General features: G+C 71.3%; 24 protein-coding genes. 7 read left to right on the top strand and 17 right to left on the bottom strand.

Annotated features, from left to right (window positions below):
* Positions 1–3: 3 nt before the first annotated feature.
* The 3 genes from deoC (at position 4) to JSX79_RS09575 (ending at position 2,543) form a co-directional block, all read left to right on the top strand.
* Entirely contained in the window at positions 4–735 is a 732-nt protein-coding gene (gene deoC, locus JSX79_RS09585; protein WP_071294682.1) for a deoxyribose-phosphate aldolase, read from the top strand.
* A 128-nt stretch (positions 736–863) separates the two neighbouring features.
* Positions 864–1,811, top strand: coding sequence for an ROK family protein (locus tag JSX79_RS09580; protein WP_229085944.1), 948 nt, complete (start codon positions 864–866; stop codon positions 1,809–1,811).
* Between the two features lie 156 nt (positions 1,812–1,967).
* Positions 1,968–2,543: a type IV toxin-antitoxin system AbiEi family antitoxin gene (locus JSX79_RS09575; protein WP_229085943.1), complete on the top strand. Its 576-nt coding sequence runs from the start codon at positions 1,968–1,970 to the stop codon at positions 2,541–2,543.
* Here JSX79_RS09575 and JSX79_RS09570 read toward each other — a convergent pair.
* The 9 genes from JSX79_RS09570 to JSX79_RS09530 form a co-directional block, all read right to left on the bottom strand.
* Positions 2,522–4,882, bottom strand: coding sequence for a bifunctional (p)ppGpp synthetase/guanosine-3',5'-bis(diphosphate) 3'-pyrophosphohydrolase (locus JSX79_RS09570; protein WP_229085942.1), 2,361 nt, complete (start codon positions 4,880–4,882; stop codon positions 2,522–2,524). The genes JSX79_RS09575 and JSX79_RS09570 overlap by 22 nt on opposite strands.
* Before the next feature lie 57 nt (positions 4,883–4,939).
* Complete coding sequence (locus JSX79_RS09565) at positions 4,940–5,287, bottom strand: rhodanese-like domain-containing protein (protein ID WP_092387135.1); 348 nt, start codon at positions 5,285–5,287, stop codon at positions 4,940–4,942.
* On the bottom strand, positions 5,287–6,288 hold the full coding sequence (gene secF, locus JSX79_RS09560; protein WP_070418977.1) for a protein translocase subunit SecF: 1,002 nt from the start codon (positions 6,286–6,288) through the stop codon (positions 5,287–5,289). The genes JSX79_RS09565 and secF overlap by 1 nt, the downstream gene beginning before the upstream one ends.
* Positions 6,288–8,039 carry a protein translocase subunit SecD gene (gene secD, locus JSX79_RS09555; RefSeq protein WP_071294679.1) on the bottom strand — a complete coding sequence of 584 codons (1,752 nt, stop codon included), beginning with the start codon at positions 8,037–8,039 and terminating at the stop codon, positions 6,288–6,290. The genes secF and secD overlap by 1 nt, the downstream gene beginning before the upstream one ends.
* Before the next feature lie 87 nt (positions 8,040–8,126).
* The gene (gene yajC / locus JSX79_RS09550) at positions 8,127–8,534 is read right to left on the bottom strand and encodes a preprotein translocase subunit YajC (RefSeq protein ID WP_070418975.1); all 408 of its coding nucleotides are present in this window, start codon (positions 8,532–8,534) and stop codon (positions 8,127–8,129) included.
* Between the two features lie 95 nt (positions 8,535–8,629).
* Positions 8,630–9,667 (bottom strand): Holliday junction branch migration DNA helicase RuvB, encoded by a 1,038-nt coding sequence (ruvB, locus tag JSX79_RS09545; protein WP_071294678.1) that lies wholly within the window; start codon positions 9,665–9,667, stop codon positions 8,630–8,632.
* Positions 9,664–10,281: a Holliday junction branch migration protein RuvA gene (ruvA, locus tag JSX79_RS09540; RefSeq protein ID WP_071301584.1), complete on the bottom strand. Its 618-nt coding sequence runs from the start codon at positions 10,279–10,281 to the stop codon at positions 9,664–9,666. The genes ruvB and ruvA overlap by 4 nt, the downstream gene beginning before the upstream one ends.
* Complete coding sequence (ruvC, locus tag JSX79_RS09535) at positions 10,278–10,925, bottom strand: crossover junction endodeoxyribonuclease RuvC (RefSeq protein ID WP_175475696.1); 648 nt, start codon at positions 10,923–10,925, stop codon at positions 10,278–10,280. The genes ruvA and ruvC overlap by 4 nt, the downstream gene beginning before the upstream one ends.
* A gap of 7 nt (positions 10,926–10,932) precedes the next feature.
* Positions 10,933–11,697: a YebC/PmpR family DNA-binding transcriptional regulator gene (locus tag JSX79_RS09530; RefSeq protein ID WP_070418971.1), complete on the bottom strand. Its 765-nt coding sequence runs from the start codon at positions 11,695–11,697 to the stop codon at positions 10,933–10,935.
* A gap of 131 nt (positions 11,698–11,828) precedes the next feature.
* Between JSX79_RS09530 and JSX79_RS09525 the strand changes: the two genes are divergently transcribed.
* Positions 11,829–13,109 carry an AAA family ATPase gene (locus JSX79_RS09525; RefSeq protein WP_229085941.1) on the top strand — a complete coding sequence of 427 codons (1,281 nt, stop codon included), beginning with the start codon at positions 11,829–11,831 and terminating at the stop codon, positions 13,107–13,109.
* Complete coding sequence (locus tag JSX79_RS09520; RefSeq protein WP_229085940.1) at positions 13,109–14,566, top strand: tetratricopeptide repeat protein; 1,458 nt, start codon at positions 13,109–13,111, stop codon at positions 14,564–14,566. Before JSX79_RS09525 ends, JSX79_RS09520 begins: the two co-directional genes overlap by 1 nt.
* A 27-nt stretch (positions 14,567–14,593) precedes the next feature.
* Here the strand turns inward: JSX79_RS09520 and pdxT are convergent, their stop codons facing one another.
* The 8 genes from pdxT to ybaK all read right to left on the bottom strand — a co-directional run bounded on the left by pdxT (position 14,594) and on the right by ybaK (position 23,657).
* The gene (pdxT, locus tag JSX79_RS09515; RefSeq protein WP_267484274.1) at positions 14,594–15,190 is read right to left on the bottom strand and encodes a pyridoxal 5'-phosphate synthase glutaminase subunit PdxT; all 597 of its coding nucleotides are present in this window, start codon (positions 15,188–15,190) and stop codon (positions 14,594–14,596) included.
* Positions 15,184–16,104, bottom strand: coding sequence for a pyridoxal 5'-phosphate synthase lyase subunit PdxS (gene pdxS, locus JSX79_RS09510; RefSeq protein WP_070418967.1), 921 nt, complete (start codon positions 16,102–16,104; stop codon positions 15,184–15,186). The genes pdxT and pdxS overlap by 7 nt, the downstream gene beginning before the upstream one ends.
* A 12-nt stretch (positions 16,105–16,116) precedes the next feature.
* Positions 16,117–16,800 (bottom strand): HIT domain-containing protein, encoded by a 684-nt coding sequence (locus JSX79_RS09505; RefSeq protein WP_229085938.1) that lies wholly within the window; start codon positions 16,798–16,800, stop codon positions 16,117–16,119.
* Positions 16,800–18,851, bottom strand: coding sequence for a threonine--tRNA ligase (gene thrS, locus JSX79_RS09500; protein ID WP_374475197.1), 2,052 nt, complete (start codon positions 18,849–18,851; stop codon positions 16,800–16,802). The genes JSX79_RS09505 and thrS overlap by 1 nt, the downstream gene beginning before the upstream one ends.
* 62 nt (positions 18,852–18,913) lie before the next feature.
* Positions 18,914–19,456 carry an adenine phosphoribosyltransferase gene (locus JSX79_RS09495; RefSeq protein WP_229085937.1) on the bottom strand — a complete coding sequence of 181 codons (543 nt, stop codon included), beginning with the start codon at positions 19,454–19,456 and terminating at the stop codon, positions 18,914–18,916.
* A gap of 206 nt (positions 19,457–19,662) precedes the next feature.
* A complete protein-coding gene (locus tag JSX79_RS09490; protein WP_139201846.1) occupies positions 19,663–19,896 on the bottom strand; it encodes a hypothetical protein in 234 nt (77 codons plus the stop codon).
* Between the two features lie 585 nt (positions 19,897–20,481).
* Complete coding sequence (locus JSX79_RS09485; protein ID WP_229085936.1) at positions 20,482–23,076, bottom strand: ATP-dependent Clp protease ATP-binding subunit; 2,595 nt, start codon at positions 23,074–23,076, stop codon at positions 20,482–20,484.
* Between the two features lie 95 nt (positions 23,077–23,171).
* Positions 23,172–23,657 (bottom strand): Cys-tRNA(Pro) deacylase, encoded by a 486-nt coding sequence (ybaK, locus tag JSX79_RS09480; protein WP_229085935.1) that lies wholly within the window; start codon positions 23,655–23,657, stop codon positions 23,172–23,174.
* 67 nt (positions 23,658–23,724) lie between these two features.
* On the opposite strand from ybaK, the gene JSX79_RS09475 reads away from it, so the two are divergent.
* Positions 23,725–24,000, top strand: a complete 276-nt coding sequence (locus JSX79_RS09475) for a hypothetical protein (protein WP_229085934.1) — start codon at positions 23,725–23,727, stop codon at positions 23,998–24,000.
* 67 nt (positions 24,001–24,067) lie between these two features.
* Entirely contained in the window at positions 24,068–24,805 is a 738-nt protein-coding gene (gene yidC / locus JSX79_RS09470) for a membrane protein insertase YidC (protein ID WP_229085933.1), read from the top strand.
* Positions 24,806–24,818 lie beyond the last annotated feature (13 nt).

Raw genomic sequence — 24,818 nt, 5'->3', positions numbered from 1 at the left:
CGGGTGGACAAAGCAGCGTTCTCCGTCACCGCCGATGCCGTCCGTGGTCTCATCGACCACGCGATCCTCAAGCCCGAACTCACGCGTTCGGACGTCGACGCCCAGCTCGACGAGGCCGCCGCGTACCGCGTGTTCAGCGTGTGCGTCCGCCCGAGCGACGTCGCGCACGCCGTCGAGCGCCTGACCGGCACCGGGGTCGGCGTCGGCACGGTCATCGGGTTCCCGCACGGCACCACGTCCACCGCGGCCAAGGTCGCCGAGTCGCTGCAGGCCCTCGCCGACGGTGCGTTCGAGCTCGACATGGTGCAGAACATCGGCGCCGCGAAGTCCGGCGACTGGGAGCGCGTCGAGGCCGACGTCCGCGCCGTGGTCGACGCCGCGGGCAGCACCGTCGTCAAGGTCATCCTCGAGACCGCCTTCCTCACCGACGACGAGATCGTCGCCGCGTCGCGTGCCGCACGGTCCGCCGGTGCCGCCTTCGTGAAGACCTCCACCGGGTTCGCCGGCGGCGGCGCCACCGCGGAGCACATCGCGCTCATGCGCGCCACGGTCGGCCCCGACACCGGCGTGAAGGCCTCCGGCGGCGTCCGCGGGCTCGACACGCTGCTCGAGATGGTCGAGGCCGGTGCGGACCGCATCGGCACGAGCGCCTCGGCACGCATCCTCGACGAGGTCGCGCACCGCGCCGAGACCGGCACCGCGTCGGCCGTCGGCGACGACACCACGTCCTACTGACGGTCCGGGGCGCGAGCCCCCGCGACCTCCAGCACCACCCGACCCACCACCAGGGGCCGGCGCCCACCGGACGCGACGACGCGTACGAGACCGGCACCGCGCCTCCAGACCGCCGCATCGGAGCGCGCATGTCCACGACCCAATCCACCCCGCTCGCCCTCGCCGTCGACCTCGGCGGCACGAAGGTCGAGGCGGCCCTCGTCACCGACGCCGGCGTCGTCCTCCCCGCCACGCGGTTCCGCAGCCCGACCGGCCCCGGCCGGACGTCCGACGAGCTGCAGGCCGCGGTCGACGAGGTCGTGACGGCCGCCCTCGCCGCGCTGCCGACGGACGCCACGCTCGTCGGTGTCGGCATCGGCTCGGCCGGTCCGGTCGACGAGGAGCACGGACTCGTCTCCCCGCTCAACATGCCGGTCTGGCGCGGGTACCCGCTCCGGGACCGCGTCGCCGCGCACGTCCCCGCCGGCGTCCCGGTGACGCTCCGCATGGACGGCCTGGCGATCACGCTCGCCGAGCACTGGGTCGGCGCGGCGCAGGGCTCCGACCACGTGATGGGCATGATCGTGTCCACCGGCGTCGGCGGCGGCCTGATCCTGCACGGCCGGACCGTCAGCGGCCCGACGGGCAACGCCGGGCACATCGGCCACGTCGAGTGCGGCGGCTTCGACGACCACTGCGCGTGCGGCGGCACCGGCTGCCTCGAGGCGATCGCCAGCGGCCCGAAGACCGTCGCGTGGGCGCAGCGCCAGGGGTTCACCGGCAGCACCGGCGAGGAGCTCTCGGCGGCCTACGCGGCGGGCGACGAGATCGCCGTCGCGGCCGTCAAGCGCAGCGGTCGCGCCCTCGGGCAGGCCATCGCGGCGGCCACGAGCCTCGTCGACCTCGAGGTCGTGGCCATCGGCGGCGGGTTCTCGCACGTCACGCCCGACCTCTTCGAGTACGCGCGCGATGCGGTGGCGGAGCGCGTCGAGTTCGGCTTCGTGACCAAGGTGCGGATCGTCCCGACGGGGCTGTCGCAGGACGGTCCCCTCATCGGCGCCGCGGCGCTCGTGCACCGGGCCGACGTGCTGCGCTGACGACGTCGGCTCTCGACGGCACGTGCTGACGGACGGGAGGCGCGGTGCGGGGCGGACCCGCGCCTCCTGGCCCACAGGTGGTCACGTCCCGGCCGCACGTCCGTCGCTCTCCACAGGGCGCGTCGACGCGCCGTGCGCGTCGGGCAGGATGTCCGGGTGTCCCGAACCCGGCTGCTGACGAGCGACGACTGGCCCGAGGCCGAGCTGCGCGCAGCGGTCCTCGCCGGCGAGCTCGTGGCCGTCGGGGCGTGCTGGGCCTCCCCCGCCGAACCGCAGACCCCGGCGCTCCGGGCGGCAGCCGCGGCGTGGGCGCTCCGGGACGCGCGCCTCATCGCGAGCACCCGGACGGCCGCGTGGGTCTGGGGTGCCGTCTCGCGTGCGCCGGCCCCGCTCGAGGCCTGTGTCCCGCTCCGGGTCCGCGTGCACGTCGACGGCGCGCTGCGCGTCCGCGAGGTCGTGATCACGGACGAGGACGTCGTCGTGCTCGGTGGCCTCCGCGTCACCACGCCGCTGCGCACGGTCGTGGACCTGCTGCGCAGCCCCGGGGACCGGCCCGGTGGGTTCGACCCGTCGGACGCGGCAGCGGTGGTCGGGCTCCTGGCGATCGGTGCGGTGTCGGTCGACGCGGTCGCCGGGTCCCTCGAGACCCTCGGGACGATCCCGATGGCCCGGCAGGCGGAGCGGCGGTTGCGGGCGGTCCTGGAGTCCGGTCAGCCCGCGCTGACCCGGTAGACGTCGTAGACCGCGTCGATCCGTCGCACCGCGTTGAGCACACGGTCCAGGTGGGTCGTGTCGCCCATCTCGAACACGAAGCGGCTCAGCGCGAGCCGGTCGGACGACGTCGAGACCGTCGCGGACAGGATGTTCACGTGGTGGTCCGTCAGCACCCGCGTCACGTCGCTGAGGAGCCCCGACCGATCGAGCGCCTCGATCTGGATCTGCACGAGGAACACCGACTTCGAGGACGGTGCCCACTCCACCTCGATCATCCGGTCGGGCTCGTTCATGAGCGACTTGACGTTCGTGCACGAGGCCTGGTGCACCGAGACGCCCTGGCCGCGGGTGATGAACCCGACGATCTGGTCGCCCGGGACCGGCGTGCAGCACTTCGCGAGCTTCACGAGGATGTCCGGCGCGCCACGCACGAGGACGCCGCTGTCGCTGTTGCGCAGCTGCCGGCTCGTGACCTGGCGGGGGAAGCTGAGCTCCGGCTCTTCCGTCTCGGTCTCGGTCTGGACGTTCCCGAGGACCTTCTCGATCACCGACTGCGTGGAGACGTGCCCCTCGCCGACGGCCGCGTACAGCGCGGAGATGTCGTCGTAGCGCATCGACGACGCGACCTCGGAGATCGAGTCCTGGCTCATGATGCGCTGGAGCGGCAGGTTCTGCTTCCGCATCGCCCGCGCGATCGCGTCGCGGCCCTGCTCGATCGCCTCTTCGCGGCGTTCCTTGGTGAACCACTGCTTGATCTTGTTCCGGGCGCGTGGGCTCCGGACGAAGGTCAGCCAGTCCTGGCTGGGGCCGGAGTCGGGGTTCTTCGAGGTGAAGATCTCGACGACGTCGCCGCTCGACAGGGCGCTCTCGAGGGGCACGAGACGCCCGTTGACCTTGGCGCCCATCGTGCGGTGGCCGATCTCGGTGTGCACGGCGTACGCGAAGTCGACGGGGGTCGCACCGGACGGCAGCCCGATGACCTTGCCCTGGGGCGTGAAGACGTAGGTCTCCTTCGCACCGATCTCGTACCGGAGCGAGTCGAGGAACTCACCCGGGTCGCTCGTCTCGGCCTGCCAGTCGGTGATGTGCGCCAGCCACGCCATGTCCTGGTCGGTGGCCGACGAGGAGTCGACGTCACGGCCGGCCGCGCGCTGCTTGTACTTCCAGTGGGCGGCGACACCGAACTCGGCCCGCTGGTGCATCTCGTGGGTGCGGATCTGGATCTCGACCGCACGGCCCTGCGGCCCCAGGACGGTGGTGTGCAGCGACTGGTACAGGTTGAACTTCGGCGTCGCGATGTAGTCCTTGAACCGACCCGGCAGCGGCGTCCACCGCGCGTGCACGGAACCGAGCATCGCGTAGCAGTCGCGCACGGTCGGGACGAGGACGCGGATGCCGACCAGGTCGTAGATCTCGTCGAACTCGCGCCCGCGGACGATCATCTTCTGGTAGATCGAGTAGTACTGCTTCGGGCGGCCCATGACCTCGCCGCGGACCTTGGCGGCCTTGAGGTCCTTCTTGAGCGTGCCGATGACGTTCTGGACGAACTGCTCGCGCTTCGGCTGGCGTTCCTTCACCAGGCTGTCGATCTCGACGTACAGCTTGGGGTGGAGCACCGCGAACGAGAGGTCCTCGAGCTCCAGCTTGATCATCTGGATGCCGAGCCGGTGCGCGAGCGGCGCGTAGATCTCGAGGGTCTCCTTCGCCTTGCGCGTGGCGGAGGTCGACTCGACGAAGCCCCACGTGCGGGCGTTGTGCAGCCGGTCGGCGAGCTTGATGACCAGGACGCGGATGTCCTTCGACATCGCGATGACCATCTTGCGGACGGTCTCGGCCTGGGCGCTGTCGCCGTACTTGACCTTGTCGAGCTTCGTGACGCCGTCGACGAGCATGGCGATCTCGTCGCCGAAGTCCTCGCGCAGCTGGTCGAGCTGGTAGTCGGTGTCCTCGACGGTGTCGTGCAGGAGCGCCGCGGCGATGGTGATCGGCCCGATCCCGAGGTCGGCGAGGATCTGCGCCACCGCGACCGGGTGCGTGATGTAGGGCTCGCCCGACTTGCGCTTCTGCCCGTCGTGCGCGCGTTCCGCCACCGAGTAGGCGCGCTCGATGAGCGTCACGTCGGCCTTGGGGTGGTGCGACCGGACGGTACGGATCAGGGTGTCGACGGCACCGGCGGGCTGGGCGCGCGAGAACAGCCGCGGCAGCAGCGACCGGAGCGAACCAAGGTTGCCGGTCGTGTTCGGCCCGAGCGGACTCGTCGGCCGGGGTGCGGAGCCGGGGCGGCTCGCGGAGCCGGTGTCCTGCCCTGCCCGCGGCGCAGAGGCGTCCTGCGGCGTGGACTCACGCGTGTCCGTCATGCTGCGCCTCCCGGGATGCCCGTCCGAGCTCGATCCGACAAGACTACGCGTGTCCGGTCAGTGCTCGTGACGCGGTTCGCCCTGGGCGTCGCGCACCACGGGGGCGCCCGACTGCTCCCACGCGACCATGCCGCCGACGAGGTTCACCGCGGGGACCCCGGACTGCTCGAGTGCCGCCACGACCCGCGCGGAGCGTCCGCCGGAGTGGCAGACGATGATCGCGGGCTCGTCGCCGCCGTCGATCTCCTTCCACCGGGCGACCAACTCGGACATCGGCACGAGGGTCGCCTCGGGAGCGTGGACCTCGTCCCACTCCCCCTGCTCGCGCACGTCGAACAGGCGCGCGCCGGCGTCGATCCGCCGACGGGCCTCGGCGACGTCGATGTCGACGATCTCCGCCGGCATCAGACGCCCGCCGTCGCGTCGACCTCGCGCTGACGCTTGGCCGCAGCGGCCTGCTTCTTGGCGTCGGCCTGCTTGATCTTCGGCTCGTTCTCTCGCAGGTGCGCGTACATCGGCGACGCGATGAAGATCGTCGAGTAGGTGCCGACGATGATGCCGATGAACAGCGCGAGCGAGATGTCGCGGAGCGTTCCGGCGCCGAGGATGTACGACCCGATGAAGAGGATCGCGCCGACCGGCAGCAGAGCGACGACCGAGGTGTTGATCGACCGCACGAGCGTCTGGTTGACCGCGAGGTTCACCGACTGCACGAAGGTGCGGTGGGACTCCTGGCTCGTGTTCTCGCGGACCTTGTCGAACACCACGACGGTGTCGTACAGCGAGTAGCCGAGGATGGTCAGGAAGCCGATCACCGCCGCGGGCGTGACCTCGAGCCCGACGATGCCGTACACGCCCGCCGTGATGAGGAGGTCGTGGAGGAGCGCCACCATCGCGGACACCGACATCTTCCAGGTGCGGAAGTACAGCGCCATGAACACCGCCGCGAGGGCGAGGAAGATCACGAGGCCGCGGATCGCCTGGTTGAGCACGTCGGCACCCCAGGTCGCACCGATGAAGGTCGCGGCGACCTGGCTGTCCGGGACGTCGTAGGCCTTCGCCAGGGCGTCCTGGACCTCGGAGGTCTCACGGTCGGTGAGCTGGCCGGTCTGCACGCGGATGCCGTGCGTACCGAGCTGCGAGACACGCGGGACGCCGTCGGGGACGATCGACTCGACGGTCTCGGTGGCGAGGTTCTGGTCGAGCGTCTTCACGTCGGAGAGCGTGAACTCGGACCCGCCGGTGAACTCGATGCCGAGCTGGTACCCGCCACGCAGCCACGGGACCGCCAGCGAGACCACGATCGCGATGATCGCGATGACGTACCAGGTCTTGCGTCGGCCGACGATGTCGTACGAGCGCTTCCCCGTGTAGAGGTCGCTGCCGAACTGGCTGAAGCTGGCCATCAGTCGTCCTTCCCGTCCGGCGTCGTGCCGTTCTCGCCGGAGGCCTGCGCGGCCTTCCGCTCTGCGATCGTCTGTCGACGCTGCGCCTCACCGGCGCTGCGCTGACGCCTGCCGTCGACGACCGGCGCGCGGAACTGCGCGCGACCGCGGTAGACGGCCCCGAGGGCCGCGGGATCGAGCCCGCTGAACCGGTGTCCCTCGCCGAAGAAGCGGCTGCGGGCGATGAGCTGCATCATCGGGTGCGTGAACATCACGACCACGACGACGTCGATCAGGGTGGTGAGGAGCAGCGTGAACGCGAAGCCCTTCACGTCGCTCACCGCGAGGATGTAGAGCACCACGGCGGCGAGGAAGTTGATCGAGTCGGACGCCAGGATCGTGCGCAGTGCACGCTTCCACCCGGACTCGACGGCACTCTCGAGGCCCCGGCCGTCACGGAGTTCGTCCCTGATGCGCTCGAAGTACACGATGAACGAGTCCGCCGTGATGCCGATCGCGACGATCAGACCCGCCACACCCGCCAACGACAGGCGGTAGTCGACGCGCCAGGACATGATCGCGATCACGAGGTACGTCAGCGCCGCGGCCACACCGAGCGAGAGGACCGTGACGAACGCGAGCGCCCGGTACTGGATGACCGAGTAGATGATGACCAGGATCAGACCGATCAGACCCGCCACGAGGCCACCGACGAGCTGCGCGGTACCGAGCGTCGCGGAGATGTTCTCGTTCGACTGGACCTGGAAGTTGATCGGCAGCGCGCCGTACTTCAACTGGTCGGCGAGGGTCTTCGCGGAGTCGGCCGTGAACGAGCCGGTGATCTGCGCCTTGCCGTTCGTGATGGCCGCGTTCGACGCCGGCGCCGTGATGACGGAGCCGTCGAGGACGATCGCGAACTGGTTCTGCGGCGGCTGCAGCTTCACGAGCCGGCTGGTGACGTCACGGAAGTCGTCCGAGCTCTTGCCCTTGAACGTCAGGTTGACGGCCCACTGGCCGGTCGACGTGCCCTGCGAGTCGGTCGCGAGGCCGGAGGTGGCGTTGCTGATGCCCGAGCCGGACACCTCGACCGGGCCGAGGATGTACTTCGCGGCACCGTCCTGGTCACACGTGACGAGGGGCTCGTCGTCCGGCGCTGTCGTGACGTCGTCCGGAGCGTTGCAGTTGTAGTTCGTGTACAGGTCCTGCAGCGCCGGCGTGACCCAGTTCAGGTCGCTGCCGTTGGTCGGCTTGGCGCTCGGCGTCGCGGCGAGCGATGCCGGCGGGGAGTACGGCGTCGCGGAGGCCGACGAGGACCCACTGCCGCCCACCGCGGTGTTGGTCGCCGCCTCGGTGTAGAGGACCGGGCGGAACGTGAGTTTCGCCGCCGCCTCGATGCGGTCGATCGTCGCCTTGTCCGGCTTGCCCGGGATGGAGACGACGATGTTGTTCGTCCCCTGGGTGTTGATCTGCGACTCCGAGACACCGGTCGCGTTGATGCGCTGCCGGATGATGTTCACGGCCTGGTTGAGCTGCTGGCTCGTCACCGAGCCGCCCTCGGTGTTCTGCGCCGCGAGCGTCAGCTGCGTGCCGCCCTGGAGGTCGAGGGCGAGTTCCGGGACCCAGCTGGCCCCTTCGAACCACTTGCCGCTGTCGTCCTTGGTGTTCCCGGCGAGGACCGACGCGGCGGTGTTCAACCCCGCGAGGACCGCCATGAGGATCACCAACCAGGTCAGCGAGCGGATCGCCTTCTTGACGGGTGTCGATCGTGCCACCGGTCGTCTCGTCTTTCTGTCAGGACCGACGGCGGTTGACCGGCGGCAGGTGTCGCCGCCGGGTCGGTGGACCCGGCGGCCGAGGAGTCAGTCTTCGGTCTTGCGCTTCGCAGCGTCGGTGTCGGCGTCCGTGGACTCGACACGCTCGCCGTAGATCGGCTCCCCGTTGAGCTCGGCGACGGGCTTCGGCGCTGCCGGCTCGTCCTCGGGCGTGGCCGTGGTGGTGATGTCCGACGCGGTGTCGTCGACGACACGCGACAGGGTCTGGCGGTGGACGGTGACGACCGTTCCGGGTGCGATCTCGACGTCGGCCGTGACCTTCTCGTCGTCGACCGACAGGAGCGTGCCGTACAGACCGAAGGACAGCATGACCTTCGCGCCCGGCACCATCTTGGTGGCGAGCTCGCCCTGCTGCTTCTTGCGCTTCCGGCTGTTGTAGAACATGAAGGCCGCGAACGCCACGACGATGACGATGAGGATGACTTCTTGACCCATGATGCGTTGCCTTCTCTGGTTGCTCGGTTTCGGGCCGTAGCAGTCTAGGGCACACGTCTGTGCGTGGCATGTCACCGAGACCGCGGACGGGGACGTCAGTCGGCGTCGTCGTCGAACAGTCCGGGCTGTGCGAGGCCGGTCTGCCCGGGTGTCATGTCGAAGTGCCGCCAGGCCTGCGGGGTGGCGATCCGCCCGCGGGGGCTGCGGGTGACGAGGCCGACCCGGACGAGGAACGGTTCGACGACCGACTCGATGGTCTCGGACTCTTCCCCGACGGACACCGCGAGGGTGTTCAGGCCGACGGGACCGCCGTCGAAGCGCGTCAGCATCGTCTCGACCACCGCGCGGTCGAGACGGTCGAGGCCGAGTTCGTCGACGTCGTAGAGGTCGAGGGCGCCCTGCACGGCGGCCATGCCGTCGGTGGTGCGGTGCACGAGGGCGTAGTCGCGGACACGCCGGAGCAGGCGGTTCGCGATGCGCGGTGTGCCCCGGGAGCGCCCGGCGATCTCGCGCAGGGCGGACCGGTCGATGTCGAGTTCGAGCAGGTGCGCCGCCCGGATGAGGACCTGCTCGAGCTCGTCCTTCTCGTAGAACTCGAGGTGTGCGGTGAACCCGAAGCGGTCGCGCAGCGGGTTCGGCAGGAGGCCGGCACGGGTGGTGGCGCCGACGAGGGTGAACGGCGCGAGGTCGAGCGGGATGCTCGTGGCGCCGGCCCCCTTGCCGACCATCACGTCGATGCGGAAGTCCTCCATCGCGAGGTAGAGCATCTCCTCTGCCGAGCGGGCCATCCGGTGGATCTCGTCGATGAACAGGACCTCGCCGGGGACCAGGGACGACAGCACCGCGGCGAGGTCACCGGCGTGCTGGATCGCCGGGCCGCTCGACATCCGCAGGGGGCGACCGGACTCGTGCGCGACGATCATCGCGAGGGTCGTCTTGCCGAGTCCGGGAGGGCCGGCCATCAGGATGTGGTCGGGCGTCCGGTCCTGCAGTGCCGCCGCCTTGAGGAGCAGGTCGAGCTGCCCCCGGACCTTCCGCTGCCCGACGAACTCGTCGAGGGACTTCGGGCGGAGGGCCCCCTCGAACGCGAGTTCCTCTTGTGACTCGGCGCCCGCGGCGGTGATCCCGCTCACCGGCCGGCACCGGCGGGGCGGAGCGCGCCGAGGGCGGCGCGGAGCAGTGCCTGGGTGCCCATCGAGGCGACGCCCGGCTCGGACGCGATGGTCTCGTCGACCGCGCGCTGCGCAGCGTCCTCGCGCCAGCCGAGGCCGACGAGGGCGGCGACGACGTCGGTCGCGGCCGGGTGCGCGGTGCCGCCGCGGGCCGCCACGACGGGGGCCTGCTCGAACGCGGCGAGCTTGCCGGAGAGGGCGACGATGATGAGCTTGGCGGTCTTCGGGCCGATGCCGGAGACCTTGCGGAAGGCGCCGTCGTCGTCGTGTGCGACGGCGTTCGCGACCTGGGCCGGGTCCATGTGGGCGAGGACGCCCATCGCCGACTTCGGGCCGACGCCGGACACGCTGCGGAGGAGGTCGAACACCTGGAGCGCGTCGGTGGACTCGAAGCCGAAGAGGAGGTGCTCGTCCTCGCGCACGATCATCGCGGTCCGGACGAAGACCTCGGACCCGTGGCGCATCGTCAGCGCGTGCGCCGGGGTCACCGTGACCGCGTAGCCCACTCCCCCGACCTCGATCACCACGCCGGAGCCGGCGATGTCGATGCAGGTGCCCCGGAGACTCGCGATCATGCCCCGAGCCTACGGCCGGCCACCGACGATGCCGACGAGCCACGCTGCGAGCGACCGGCGGCCGCGGCCGCGGCGCGTGCCAGCGGCGAGTCGACCGTGCCGCCCTGTGCGTCCCGCCACGCACGCTGTGCCGGGGTGAGGTTCGTGGCACGCGTGCCGACCGTGTCGGGTGACCCGAGCCTCCAGGCGTGGCACACCGCCAGGGCGAGCGCGTCCGCGGCGTCGGCGGGCTTGGGGGCCTCGTCGAGGCCGAGCACGCGCGCGATCATCGTCTGCACCTGGCGCTTGTCCGCGTTGCCGTACCCGGTCACGGCAGCCTTCACCTCGGACGGGGTGTGCAGCCCGACCGGCAGCCCCCGTGCCGCCGCGGCGTGCAGGGCGAGGCCGGCGGCCTGCGCCGTGCCCATGACCGTCCGGACGTTCGCCTGCGCGAACACCCGCTCGACCGCGACGGCGTCGGGACGGTGCTCGTCGATCTCGGCGGCGATGCCGTCGGCGATGCGGAGCAGCCGCTGCTCGAGCGCCATGTCCGCCGGGGTGCGCACGACCGTCACGTGGACGAGCCGGGCGCGGCGGTTCGATGCGACCTCGACGATGCCGACGCCGCACCGCGTGAGCCCGGGGTCGACCCCGAGCACGCGCAGCATCGGGCTAGTCCTCGTCCTCGTCGAGCTCGGCCTGGACGTCCGCGGGGATGTCGAAGTTCGAGTAGACGTTCTGCACGTCGTCGCTGTCCTCGAGCGCGTCGATCAGGCGGAACACCTTGCGCGCCGTGTCGGCGTCGACCGGCACCTTGAGGCCGGGGACGAACTCGGCATCGGCGGAGTCGTAGTCGATCCCGGCGTCCTGCAGCGCAGTGCGGGCCGCGACGAGGTCGGTCGCCTCGGTGATGACCTCGAAGCCGCCGCCCTGGTCGATGACGTCCTCGACGCCGGCGTCCAGCACCGCCGTCATGACGGTGTCCTCGTCGAGGCCGTCGGTCTTGGTGACGGAGATGACGCCCTTGCGGGAGAAGTTGTAGGCGACGCTGCCCGGGTCGGCCATGGTCCCGCCGTTCCGCGACATCGCGGTGCGGACCTCGGCAGCGGCACGGTTCTTGTTGTCCGTGAGGCACTCGATGAGCATCGCGACGCCGTTCGGGCCGTAGCCCTCGTACATGATCGTCGTGTACTCGATCGTCTCACCGGTCAGGCCGGCACCGCGCTTGATGGCGCGGTCGATGTTGTCGTTGGGGACCGAGGTCTTCTTGGCCTTCTGCACGGCGTCGACGAGGGTCGGGTTGCCGGAGAGGTCGGCGCCGCCCATCTTGGCGGCGACCTCGATGTTCTTGATGAGCTTCGCGAACGACTTGGCACGTCGCTGGTCGATGACGGCCTTCTTGTGCTTGGTCGTTGCCCACTTGGAATGCCCGGACACGGTGCTCCTTGCGTCTTGCGGAAAGTCCCGTCCAGCTTAGCGGCCTGGAGGCACGGTGCGGCCCCGCCTCGCGGGCGGGCCCGTCGACGCACGTACGATGGGCGCAGCACCGGGACGACCAGGGGGAACGCATGACCGATCCGCTGTCCGCACTCGAGGCCGCCGTCCAGGCGCTCCCCGACGACCGGACCCTCCGGGTCCGCTACGCCGAGCTGCTCGCCGACGCCGGCCGGCACGGCGAGGCGATCGAGCAGGCGAGCGTCGTGCTGCGCGAGGCGCCGGAGGACGAGGCGGCGACGGCGGTCGTCCGGCGCGCGGCCCTCGCGGCATCGGAGCCGCCGGGATCGACGCCAGCCGCGGCTCCGGCAGCGGCGCCGCCGGCACCGAGCGACCGGCACGAGGACATCGACTGGTCCGAGCTCGAAGCGTCGATCGCGAACCCGACCGAGCCGCCGTTCGTCGAGCGGGTCGTGGCCGAGCACGACGAGGAGCTCGTGGCCGAGGCCGCCGAGACCGCCGAGGACGCCGACCCGGTGGCGGAGCTGCGCCGCGAGACCGTCCGACTCGCCGACGTCGGCGGGCTCGAGGTCGTGAAGCGGCGGATCGACGAGTCGTTCCTGCAGCCGATGGCGCACCCCGAGATCGCGGCCGCGTTCGGCAAGAAGCTCCGCGGCGGCCTGCTGCTGTACGGTCCGCCCGGCTGCGGCAAGACGTTCCTCGCCCGCGCGATCGCCGGCGAGCTCGGGGCGCACTTCATCTCCGTCACGCTCAGCGACGTGCTCGACCGGTTCATCGGCGAGAGCGAGAAGAACATCCACCGGGTGTTCCGCACGGCCCGCGAGCACGCGCCGGCCGTGCTGTTCTTCGACGAGATGGACGCGATCGGCGCGAAGCGGAGCGGGAACACGTTCTCGTCGTTCCGGAACGTCGTCAACCAGATCCTCGTCGAGATGGACGGGGTCGACTCGCAGAACGACGGCGTCTACGTCCTCGCGGCCACGAACCACCCCTGGGAGGTCGACGCCGCGCTGAAGCGACCGGGACGCTTCGACCGGATGGTCCTCGTCCGTCCGCCGGACGACGACGCCCGCGAGGCTATCCTCCGTGTCCACCTCCGCCGACGGCCGATCGAGGGCATCGACCTCGGCGACCTCGTCCGTCGCACGAAGGGGTTCTCCGGCGCCGACCTGGAGCACCTCGTGACCACCGCGGCGGAGAAGGCGATGACGGAGTCGATCCGGACCGGGTCCGTGCGGCCGATGCGGATGGACGACATGCGCGCCGCCCTCAAGGAGGTCAAGCCGTCGATCGGCCCCTGGGTGCAGACCGCCCGCAACGTCGCGGAGTACTCCAACGGCAGCGGCGAGTACGACGACATGGTCGAGTGGCTCCGCGAGGAGAAGCAGCTCTGATGCCCGACGCGGTCGACGTCGTGGTCGAGCGCGCCGACGCGCTCCTGGGCTTCAAACGCCCGGACGAGGCGCGGGCCGTGCTCACCGCCGCCGTCGCGAGCACACCGGACGACCCGCGGCTGTGGGCGACGCTCGCACGGGCGGAACGCGCACGCCACGACCACGCCGCCAGTCGCACCGCCGCCGAGCGCGCCCTCGCGCTCGACCCCGACAACGCCACCGCCCTGTCCGCCCGGGTGAACGCGATGCTCGACGCGAACGAGCGCCAGGCGGCGAAGGCCGCGGCCGAGGAACTGCGCGAGCGCCGACCGGACTGGGCGACCGCGCACCTGCTGTGGGCGTTCGCACACACACGCTGGTCGCACGCGAAGCGGTCCGCAGCGGAGGAAGCCGCGTGGCCCACGGCGGACGTCGCCCGGTCCGCGGCGGCCCTCGACCGCGCGCTCGAGCTCGCACCCCACGACGCCCGGCTGTTCGCCGACGCGGCGCAGTGCTACCGCGCCCTCTCGTGGACCGACGGGGCCCTCGCGCCACGGGCTCGCGAGGCCATGGACCGAGCACTCGAGCTCGACCCGAACGACGAGTGGGTGATGCTCGCGGCCGGGTCGGTCCTGCAGCTGTCCGAGCGGGTCGCGCAGTCCGCTCGGGTCCTCGCGCAGCACCCGACGTCGTGGGAGGCCCGCCGGCGTGTGGACGACGGGCTCTGGAGCCTCGTGTCCGTGCCGGTCGGCGTCGTCGCCTGGTCCCTCGTCGTGACGGTGCTCGGCGCCCACATCGCTGCCGGGGGCGGTGCGAACGTCGTCACGAAGACGCTCGGGTGGACCCTGACCGGCATCGCGGCGCTCTGGGTCTGCTTCGTGGAGGTGCACTCGTTCGCGAAGTTCCCGCGCGGACTGCTCCTCCGGACGATGCGGCGGGTCCCGCTCGTGCCGGTCGTGCTCGGCGTCGCGGCACTCACCTGGATCGCCGGTGCCGCCGGAGCGGTGCTCCTGCTCGCCGGCATCGTCCCACCCGCCGGTGACGGCTACACAACCATCGTCACCGTGCTCGCCGTCGCGCTGCTGCTGCAGTCCACTGCGCAGGACGTCACCACGATCGTGCAACGCCGTCGTCAGGTGCGGTCCGGGCTGTGGGACGGGCTCGTCGCCGACCGCGGACGGCGTCGCAAGGAGGAGAACGACCGCGGTGGTGCGTACATCGCCGGCTTCGCCGCGCTCGTGACCTGGGGCATCGTCGCGCTGGCGGCACCGACCACGGGGACGTGGGCCGTGGCCGCCGTCCCGCTGCTGCTCGCCACACGGGTGTTCGTGCTGCAGAGCGCGGCGGAGATCCTGCGTGCCGTGGCCCAGCCGCGGCGCGCTCGGCTCGTCGTGTACGCGGTGATCGCCCTCGGGTTCGGCGTGTGCGCCGTCCGGGCCGTCGTGGTGCAGGTGCTGGTCGCCGCCGGCGTGGCCTGACCCCGTCGAGCGACCGGCCGGTCGGCGTCAGGCGGCGCGGACGAGGTCGAGGAAGCGCCGGTGGAAGCGGTCCTCGCCGGCGACCTCGGGGTGGAACGCACTCGCGATGACGGCACCCTGCTGGACCGCGACGACCTGCCCGTCGGGGAGCGCGCCGAGGACGTCGACCCCGGGGCCGTACTGCTCCACCACGGGCGCGCGGATGAACACCGCGTGCACCGGGGCCTCGCCGAGGGCCGGCATCGGGATGTCGATCTCGAACGAGTCGTTCTGGCTGCCGAAGGCGTTGCGGCGCACCGTCGTGTCGAGCACGTCGAGCGTCTGCTGCCCGGGGATGCCGGCGGCGATGCGTGAGGAGAGCATGATCATGCCCGCGCAGGTGCCGTAGGTCGGCAGCCCGCCGCGGATCGCCTCGGACAGCGGCTCGGCCACGCCGAAGGCACGCGCGAGCTTGTCCATGACGCTGGACTCCCCGCCCGGGATGACGACGCCGTCGAGGGCGCCGATCTCCTCCGGGCGACGGAGCGGCAGCACGTCGGCACCGAGTTCCGTCAGCGACGCGATGTGCTCACGGAAGTCGCCCTGCAGCGCGAGGACCCCGATGCGGGGCCGGGCGCTCACCAGCCGCGCTCGGCGAGACGGTGCGGTGCGGGGACGTCGGCGACGTTGATGCCGACCATCGCCTCGCCCAGACCACGGGAGACCTCGGCGATGACCTTGGGGTCGTCGTGGAAGGTCGTGGCCTTGACGATCGCGGCGGCACGCTTGGCCGGGTCGCCGGACTTGAAGATGCCGGAGCCGACGAACACGCCGTCCGCGCCGAGCTGCATCATCATCGCGGCGTCGGCCGGGGTCGCGACGCCACCGGCGGTGAAGAGCACCACGGGCAGTTTGCCGGTCTGCGCGACCTCCTTCACGATGTCGAACGGGGCCTGCAGGTCCTTCGCGGCGACGTAGAGCTCGTCTTCCTTGAGGTGGCGCAGCGCCGCGATCTCCTTGTTGATCGTGCGGATGTGCTTGGTGGCCTCGGACACGTCACCCGTGCCGGCCTCGCCCTTGGAGCGGATCATGGCGGCGCCCTCGGTGATGCGACGGAGCGCCTCGCCCAGGTTGGTCGCACCGCAGACGAAGGGGGTGGTGAAGTTCCACTTGTCGATGTGGTTGACGTAGTCGGCCGGCGACAGCACCTCGGACTCGTCGATGTAGTCGACGCCGAGCTCCTGCAGCACCTGCGCCTCGACGAAGTGGCCGATGCGGGCCTTCGCCATGACGGGGATCGACACGCTCGCGATGATCTCCTCGATCATCGACGGGTCGGACATGCGGGCGACGCCACCCTGCGCGCGGATGTCGGCGGGGACGCGCTCGAGGGCCATGACGGCGGTCGCGCCGGCCTCTTCCGCGATGCGGGCCTGCTCGGCGTCGACGACGTCCATGATCACGCCGCCCTTGAGCATCTCGGCGAGGCCGCGCTTGACGCGGTCCGAGCCGGTGATCGAGGTGCCGGGGGTGCTCGTGGTGCTGCTGCTGTCGCTCATGATGCCGACAGTCTAGTGCTCCGACGGCCACCCTTCGGCGACGAGTCGGCGGGTCTCGCCGAGCAGCTGGGACATCGACTTCGTCCGCGCGATGATCGGGAAGAAGTTCGCGTCCGACTGCCACCGCGGCACGATGTGTTGGTGCAGGTGGCCGGCCACACCGGCGCCGGCGACCTCGCCCTGGTTCATCCCGATGTTGAAGCCGTCGCAGTGCGACACGGCACGCAGGACGCGCATCGCCGTCTGGGTGAGCTCGCCGATCTCGCGGAGTTCGTCCGGCGTCGCCTCGTCGTAGAGCGGGACGTGGCGGTACGGGCAGACGAGCAGGTGCCCGTTGTTGTACGGGAACAGGTTGAGCAGGACGTACGCGTGCTCGCCCCGCGCGACGATGAGACCGTCCTCGTCGGACCCGCGCGGAGCCTCGCAGAACGGGCAGTCGTCGTCGTGGCCGCGGCCCCTGCCCTCGCGCCCGGCGTCGATGTACGCCATCCGGTGCGGGTTCCAGAGGCGCTGGAACGCATCGGGCACCGCGGCGCCGGTCGCGGCGTCGCGGATCACGAGCGGGTCGTCCGCCCCGCCGGCGCCAGCCGCACCGGCCGGACCCGACGAGTCGGGAGCGGGCACGGCGGTGGGACCGGCCGCGTCGTCGACGCGACCGGTCCCACCGACGGGATCCGTGCCTCCTGGAGGAGTCATCAGACCTGCGCGCGCTCGCGGATCGCGGTGAGGATGCGCTCGACCGCCTCGTCCACGGGCACACCGTTGTCCTGTCGACCGTCGCGGAAGCGGAACGAGACCGCGCCGGCGTCGCGGTCGTCGCCGCCCGCGATGAGCTGGAACGGCACCTTCTGCTTCGTGTGCGTGCGGATCTTCTTCTGCATGCGGTCGTCCGAGTGGTCGACCTCGGCACGGACGCCGTGCGAGCGCAGCTTCGCGACGACCTCGTCGAGGTAGTCGCCGTACTCCGCTGCAACCGGGATCGCGACGACCTGGACCGGGGCGAGCCAGGCCGGCAACGCGCCGGCGTAGTGCTCGGTGAGGACGCCGAAGAACCGCTCGATCGAGCCGAACAGCGCGCGGTGGATCATGACGGGGCGCTGCCGCGTGCCGTCCGCCGCCGCGTACTCGAGGCCGAAGCGCTCGGGCAGGTTGAAGTCGAGCTGGACGGTCGACATCTGCCAGGTGCGGCCGATGGCGTCACGGGCCTGCACGGAGATCTTCGGGCCGTAGAAGGCGGCACCGGCGGGGTCCGGCACGAGCTCGAGTCCGGTCTCCTCCGCCACCTCGCGCAGGGTGTTCGTGGCGACGTCCCACACGTCGTCGTCGCCGACGTACTTCTCGGGGTCCTTCGTGGAGAGCTCGAGGTAGAAGTCGTCGAGGCCGTAGTCACGGAGCAGCGACAGCACGAACTGGAGGGTCGTGGTGAGCTCCTCCTTCATCTTCTCCTGCGTGGTGAAGATGTGCGCGTCGTCCTGGGTCAGGCCGCGCACGCGGGTGAGGCCGTGGATGACGCCGGACTTCTCGTTGCGGTAGACCGTGCCGAACTCGAACATCCGCAGGGGCAGGTCGCGGTAGGACCGGGCCTGCGAGCGGTACGCCAGGATGTGCATCGGGCAGTTCATCGGCTTGAGGTAGTAGTCGGCGCCCTGGCGGGTGATGTTGCCGTCCTCGTCGCGCGCCTCGTCCATGTGCATGGCCGGGAACATGCCGTCCTTGTACCAGCCGAGGTGCCCGGAGGTCTCGAACAGGTCGCCCTTGGTGATGTGGGGCGTGTAGACGAACGAGTAGCCCTCTTGCTCGTGCCGACGGCGCGAGTAGTCCTCCATCTCGCGGCGGATGATGCCGCCCTTCGGGTGGAAGATCGCCAGGCCCGACCCGATCTCGTCGGGGAAGGAGAACAGGTCGAGCTCGGCGCCGAGCTTGCGGTGGTCGCGCTTCGCAGCCTCTTCCAGCCGGAGCAGGTAGGCCTTGAGCTGGTCCTTGTCGGGCCACGCGGTGCCGTACACGCGCTGGAGCTGCGGGTTCTTCTCCGAGCCGCGCCAGTACGCCGCGGCGACGCGCATGAGCTTCGACGCGTTGCCGATGATGCGGGTGTGCGGCAGGTGCGGGCCGCGGCAGAGGTCCTGCCAGACGACCTCGCCCGTCTTCGGGTCGACGTTCTCGTAGACCGTCAGCTCGCCGGCACCGACCTCGACGCTTTCGCCCGAGTCGCCGGCGTCCGCGGCACCCTTGAGGCCGATGAGCTCCTGCTTGTAGGGCTCCCCCGCCATGCGCTCGCGGGCTTCCTCGTCGGTGACGACGACGCGGCGGAAGCGCTGGGCCTGCCGGATGATCCGGTCCATGTTCTTCTCGATCGCCTTGAGGTCTTCGGGGGTGAAGGGCTCGGCGACGTCGAAGTCGTAGTAGTAGCCGTCGGTGACGGGCGGGCCGATGCCGAGCTTGGCGTCGGGGTTGATCTGCTGCACCGCCTGCGCCAGGACGTGCGCGGCCGAGTGGCGCAGGATGTCGAGGCCGTCCTGCTCGTCGAGGGTGACCGGCTCGACGAGGTCACCGGCGTCGACCGAGGCCGCGAGGTCCTTGAGCACACCCGCGACACGGATCGCCACGACGCCGCGGACGCCGTCGAACAGCTCGGTGCCCGTCGTGGTCGTCGTCGCGGTGCGGGGCTCGGGTGCCTGGGGCACGGCTGCGGGCTCGGCGTTGTCCGGCGACGCGCCTTCCGGCGCTGCGGCGACTGACTCGGTCACGATGATGGGACTCCTCGGTTGGATGGTGGATCAAGACTAGTGCGCGGGGCGCCCGCCGAGGCTCACGCGGGGACGGCGCCGAGGGTCTGCACGGGCAGGCGCGGTTCGAGGCGCTCGCGACCCGACAGGCCGTCGAGTTCGAGCAGCGCGGCGAAGCCGATCGCCTCGTAGCCGGCGCGCTCGAGCAGGGTCACGGTCGCGGCCGCGGTGCCCCCGGTCGCGAGGACGTCATCGACCACGAGCACGCGCGTGCCCACGGGCAGCTGCCCGGGGCGGAGCTCGAGCTCGGCCTCGCCGTACTCGAGGGAGTACTGCTCGCTGAGGACCTCGCCGGGGAGCTTGCCCGCCTTTCGGACCGTGAGGACGCCGACCTGGTGCTGCGCGGCGATCCCGCCGGCCAGCGCGAAGCCGCGGGCCTCGATGCCGGCGACGGCGGCGAAGCCCTCGCCGATCGCGAAGGGTGCTGCGAGTGCCTCGCACACGCGGCCGAACGCGACGGCATCGGAGAACACCGGCGTGACGTCGCGGAACAGGATCCCCGGCGACGGGAAGTCCGGGACGATGGCGGTGAGGCGTTCGACGAGTGCAGCTGCGGTTTCGGTCACCCGACAACGGTACGGGAGGCGCGGGGTGCGCCCGACCCGCCCCGCACCGTGCGCGGTGGGGCGCGCAGGGCGCGGGGGCGCGGTTCGCGTGGCAGTGTGCGAGGTCCCGCGCTCCGTGCGGGGCCAGGGGCCGGGCACGGAGAGCGGAACCTCGCACACTGCGGCAGACGCGGGGCGGCGCGCGCGCCGCCGCAGCGCCGCGCGGCTCAGCGCCAGCGGTTGAGCATGCCGACCTGCGTGAGCCACGCGACCTCGCGGGCGGCGCGCTCCTGTTCGAGGCGCCGGCGCGTCTCGAGGTCGACCGACGGACGCACGTGGTGCGTCCGACGACTCCAGATGATCAGGGACATCCCGATGCGGAGTGCGATGCGGTCGGAGAGCGAGACCCGACGGCGCACCGCACGGGTATCGGGGGGACGGTTGACGGTCTTCGTTGACAAGGTGGTGCCTTTCAGGCGTGACGACGACTGCCAGGGCATGGCAGTACTGCCCGGAACGCGGGCAAGGGAGATGAATGCGGGAGAATGCATTCCGCGCCCCGTCGAAGAATGCACGACGGGTGCGGTCAGGAATTGCTGCCGATGGAAGGAGCGTCGCACCAGCCACCGACATTCACGACCGGTGTCGGGCACGCGCCGAGTGCGTCACCACGAGGGCGACGGGCGAGTGCGACCGAGGGTCGGAACGGCACCGGACTGCGAGGAGGACCTCAGCGCGGACGGGCCGGTCGGAGATGCGACTGGTGTGGGACGCCCCGTGTCAGCGGACCCGGATCGGGGTGCCGCCGGACGTACGGATTCCACGGAACGGAGTCGTTTCGGTGAACATCATGGTCAGGCCCCCTCTCGGTCTCGTGCTGACGCGGTGATTGCTGCTCGTGAACACTATCCACACCGGTATTCCCCGCGCAACCCTTTTCTCGAGATTCGTCCGGAATTGCATTCCCGAACAGTTCGGGAACGCCGGACACGCAGAACGCCCCGGTCCCACGAGGGGTACCGGGGCGTTCGATGCGGACGAGGTGCCTAGACCGCGGCGGGGACCGCGACCGTGGCGTCGAGCGCGCCGTCGACCACGTCGACCCGGACGGTGTCGCCCTCGGCCACGGCCTCGTCGACCACGAGGCTCGCGATGCGGTCGTCGACCTCGCGCTGGATCAACCGACGGAGCGGACGGGCGCCGTACTCCGGCTCGTAGCCGTGCTCGGCGAGCCACCCGACCGCGGCGTCCGTGACCGTCAGGGTCATCCCCTGGGCGACGAGGCGGAGCGCGGTGTCCTCGAGCAGGAGCGACACGATCGACTCGATCTGCGAGCGGTCGAGCTTGCGGAACAGCACGATCTCGTCGATGCGGTTGATGAACTCCGGCCGCATCGCCTCACGGAGCTTGCCCATGACCCGGGCGCGCAGGTCGTCCTCGGCGAACCCGTCCCCCGCGCCGACCGGCGCGAAGCCGAGTGCACCGGAGCGCGACGCGAGGAACTCCGAGCCGATGTTCGACGTCATGATCACGACCGTGTTCCGGAAGTCCACCGTGCGGCCCTGGCCGTCCGTCAGGCGACCGTCGTCGAGCACCTGCAGCAGCAGGTTGAACACGTCCGGGTGCGCCTTCTCGACCTCGTCGAGCAGGACGACCGAGTACGGGTTCCGACGGACACGCTCGGTCAGCTGCCCGGCCTCGTCGTAGCCGACGTACCCGGGAGGGGCGCCGACCAACCGCGACACGGTGTGCCGCTCGCCGAACTCGCTCATGTCGAAGCGCAGCATCGCCGACTCGTCGCCGAACAGCGACCCGGCCAACGCCTTCGCGAGCTCGGTCTTGCCGACACCGGTCGGACCGAGGAACAGGAAGCTGCCCACCGGACGACGGGGGTCGCCCATGCCGGTCCGGCTGCGCCGCACCGCGGTCGCGATCGCCCGCACGGCGTCGTCTTGCCCGACGACGCGCTCGTGGAGTTCGTCCTCGAGCGCGGCGAGCCGGGAGCGGTCGCCCTGCGTCAGGCGGGTCGCCGGGATCCCGGTGGCACGCGACACGACGGCCGCGATGTCCTCCTCCGTGATCGAGGTGCCCACGGATTCCGGACCGGAGGCGCGACCTGCGTCGGCCGACCCGGCGGCGGTGATCCGCGCCTCCAGTCCGTCGATCTCGTCGCGCAGGCGCGACGCTTCCTCGTAGTGCTCCTCGGCGACGGCCGCGTCCTTCGACGCGGTGAGGGTCGCGACCTGTGCGCGGAGCGCCTCGACGTCGACGTCGCCCGACAGGGCCAGGCGACGACGTGCGCCGGCCTGGTCGATGAGGTCGATGGCCTTGTCCGGCAGGTGCCGGTCGGTGACGTAGCGGTGCGAGAGCTCGACCGAGGCGCGCAGGGCGTCCGGCGTGTAGGTGACGCTGTGGTGCTCCTCGTAGCGCGGGGCGAGTCCGGTCAGGATCGCGACGGCGTCCTCGACGCTCGGCTCCCCCACCGTGACCGGCTGGAAGCGACGCTCGAGTGCGGCGTCCTTCTCGATCCGGCGGTACTCGTTCAGCGTGGTCGCGCCGACCATGTGCAGGTCGCCACGGGCCAGCCGGGGCTTGAGGATGTTGCCGGCGTCCATCGAACCGCCCTCGCCGCCACCACCGGCGCCGACGACGGTGTGCAGCTCGTCCACGAAGACGATGAGCTCGTCGGCGTGCGCTGCGATCTCGTCCATCGCCTTCGTGAGGCGCTCCTCGAAGTCGCCGCGGTAACGCGTGCCGGAGAGCATGCCGGCGAGGTCGAGGGCGACCACGCGCTTGCCCTGGAGCAGCACGGGCACGTCGCCGTCGGCGATGCGCTGGGCGAGCCCCTCGACGATGGCGGTCTTGCCGACGCCGGGCTCGCCGATGAGGACGGGGTTGTTCTTGGTGCGACGGAGCAGGATCTCGACGGTCTGCTCGATCTCGTCGGCGCGGCCGATCACCGGGTCGATGCGGCCGTCGCGGGCCCGCTCGGTGAGGTCGGTGCCGAACTGGTCGAGCGTCGGGGTGTCGCTCTCGGTGCCGGTGGTCTGGTCGGTGCTCGTGGGCATCGTGCGCCCCTCCCTGGCGGCCGCCGCGGCCTGCGCGGCGTAGTCCTGCATGACCTGCGGAGTGACGCCGGCACTGGCGAGCAGCTGCCCGGTGACGGTGTCCTGGTCCATGACGAGCGCGAAGAAGACGTGCTCGGGATCGGTGTAGGTGCTGCCGAACCCGCGGGCGGCCTGGGTGGCCTCGAGCAGGATCCGCTGCGCGGTCCCGGTGAGGGCCGGGCGACCGTCGGGCTGCTGGCGGGGTTCGCGCGCCATCGGCAGGCGCTGCTCGACCTCGTCCGCGAACTGCTCGGGGTCGACCCCGGCGTGCCGGAGGACCGCGGTGAACGGGTCGGTGCGGACGAGCACGTGCAGGACGTGCAGGGCGTCGATCTCGTGCTGGCCCTGCTCGGCCGCGAACTCCGCGGTGCGCTGGAGCAGCTCGTGGGTGCGACGGCTGAGCAGTCGCGTGATGTCGACCGGGCGTCCCAGCGGTACGGATCGCTGGGCGCCGGAGTCCTGTGCCGCGAGCAGGCGGGCGAGGAACTCGTCGAACGAGTCGTTGCCGCCGGTCGGGCCGAACGTTGCTGGCAAAGGGACCTCCTGGGAACTTGAGTGCCTTCGACTCAATGCAACGCAGGAGGGACCGGGTCATTCCCGGTCGTGGAAGAAACTTGCGGCGACCCGGCTCAGGTCCGCGCGATCGGTGCTGCGGTCGCCTCGGTGATGCGTACGAGGTCCGCCGGGGACACCTCGATGTCGAAGCCGCGACGCCCGCCGGACACGAAGATGCTCGGGTAGGACAGCGCCGACTCGTCCACCACGGTCGGCAGCTTCGTCTTCTGCCCGACCGGGCTGATCCCGCCCACCACGTAGCCCGTGCGCTTCTCGGCGAGGGCCGGGTCCGCGAGCGTCGCCTTCTTCCCGCCGACGGCAGCCGCGATCGCCTTGAGGTCGAGCCGGTTTGCCACCGGGACGATCGCCACGGCCAGGGCACCGTCGACCGACACCACGAGGGTCTTGAACACCTGCTCCTCGCGGAGCCCGAGGGCGGCCGCGGCCTCCTCGCCGAAGTTCGTGGCGGTCTCGTGGTGCTCGTACACGTGCGGCGTGTACGCGACCCCTGCCCGCTCGAGGGCGGCGGTCGCTGGGGTGCTCGGCGAACCTGCGGTCATGGGCACGATCCTGCCGTGACCAGCCACTTCCCCCACGACGGCGCGCGGGCGTTACCCTGAACGGACCATGACCGCCGTCGAACTCCTGCTGCGCGCCACCGCCGCGATGGTGCTCGGCGACCCGTCGGTCGGTGCCGTCCCGCTCCTCGCGGTGGCCGCGCTCGGACTCACGGCCGTGGCGGTCGCGGTCCTGGTCGCCGGCGTCCTCGCGATCGTCCTCGGCCTGGTGCCGGTCCGATCGCTGTCGTCGCGCGCCCCGGCCGACCTCGTGACGCGGATCGCATGGAGTCACCCGGACGCCGACGGGCACGCCCGACCCCGGGCACCGGGAGCCGTCGCCTGAGGCCCTGACCACCGACCGGTGGACGGGCCGTACACGCGACCCCTCCCACCGAACCGATCGGAACGTCATGGACCTCACCACCCTGCCCCTCGTCGGGCCGCTGCTGCACGGCGGCGCCGACCTCCTCGCCGCCGCCACCGCGGCGCTCTCCCCCGTCGCCGGAGGGCTCGCCGCCGCCGTCGCCGTCGTGCTGCTCACCCTCGTGGTCCGAGCCGTGCTCGTCCCGCTCGCCGTGCTGCAGGTCCGCGCGGAACGGGACCGCCGACGCCTCGCCCCGCAGATCGCCGCGCTCCGGGAGCGCCACGCGAAGGACGCCGAACGGCTGCAGCGTGCGATGCAGGAGCTGTACACGAACGAGAAGGTCTCGCCGCTCGCCGGGTGCCTGCCGGTCCTCGCCCAGGCGCCGGTGCTGTCGCTCGTGTACACGCTGTTCACGCACGCCTCGATCGACGGCACGGTGAACACCCTGCTGACGGCCACGCTCGCGGGCGTCCCGCTCGGGCACTCGCTCGTGGTCGTCGTGACCTCGCCGCTCTGGTGGCACGCGTGGGTCGTGGTGCTCCTGCTCGCCGTGCTCGCCCTCGTGGTCGAGCTCACCCGGCGGGCGAACCTGCGGTGGAACCCGGCGGCGGTGCCGGACGCCGCGGTGCCGGGAGCGGCTGCGACGGCGGCGATCAGCCGGTGGGCGCCCTTCGTCACGGTGGTGTTCGCCGCGATCGCGCCCCTGGCCGCCGCGCTCTACGTCGTCACGAGTGCCGCGTGGACGCTCGGCGAACGTGCGGTGCTGCGGCGCGTGCTCGCCTGACGTCGCGGTCGGG

It is taken from the genome of Curtobacterium sp. GD1 (assembly GCF_020882855.1).
GTDB lineage: Bacteria > Actinomycetota > Actinomycetes > Actinomycetales > Microbacteriaceae > Curtobacterium.
This window is presented reverse-complemented; position numbering and strand designations above follow the sequence as displayed.

Bases quoted from the DNA above. Each gene is read 5' to 3' on its own strand.
- JSX79_RS09580 (WP_229085944.1), top strand. From the start codon at position 864: ATGTCCACGACCCAATCCACCCCGCTCGCCCTCGCCGTCGACCTCGGC.
- JSX79_RS09570 (WP_229085942.1), bottom strand. From the start codon at position 4,882: ATGACGGACACGCGTGAGTCCACGCCGCAGGACGCCTCTGCGCCGCGG.
- JSX79_RS09565 (WP_092387135.1), bottom strand. From the start codon at position 5,287: ATGCCGGCGGAGATCGTCGACATCGACGTCGCCGAGGCCCGTCGGCGG.
- secF (WP_070418977.1), bottom strand. From the start codon at position 6,288: ATGGCCAGCTTCAGCCAGTTCGGCAGCGACCTCTACACGGGGAAGCGC.
- yajC (WP_070418975.1), bottom strand. From the start codon at position 8,534: ATGGGTCAAGAAGTCATCCTCATCGTCATCGTCGTGGCGTTCGCGGCC.
- ruvA (WP_071301584.1), bottom strand. From the start codon at position 10,281: ATGATCGCGAGTCTCCGGGGCACCTGCATCGACATCGCCGGCTCCGGC.
- JSX79_RS09525 (WP_229085941.1), top strand. From the start codon at position 11,829: ATGACCGATCCGCTGTCCGCACTCGAGGCCGCCGTCCAGGCGCTCCCC.
- JSX79_RS09520 (WP_229085940.1), top strand. From the start codon at position 13,109: ATGCCCGACGCGGTCGACGTCGTGGTCGAGCGCGCCGACGCGCTCCTG.
- pdxS (WP_070418967.1), bottom strand. From the start codon at position 16,104: ATGAGCGACAGCAGCAGCACCACGAGCACCCCCGGCACCTCGATCACC.
- JSX79_RS09505 (WP_229085938.1), bottom strand. From the start codon at position 16,800: ATGACTCCTCCAGGAGGCACGGATCCCGTCGGTGGGACCGGTCGCGTC.
- ybaK (WP_229085935.1), bottom strand. From the start codon at position 23,657: ATGACCGCAGGTTCGCCGAGCACCCCAGCGACCGCCGCCCTCGAGCGG.
- JSX79_RS09475 (WP_229085934.1), top strand. From the start codon at position 23,725: ATGACCGCCGTCGAACTCCTGCTGCGCGCCACCGCCGCGATGGTGCTC.
- yidC (WP_229085933.1), top strand. From the start codon at position 24,068: ATGGACCTCACCACCCTGCCCCTCGTCGGGCCGCTGCTGCACGGCGGC.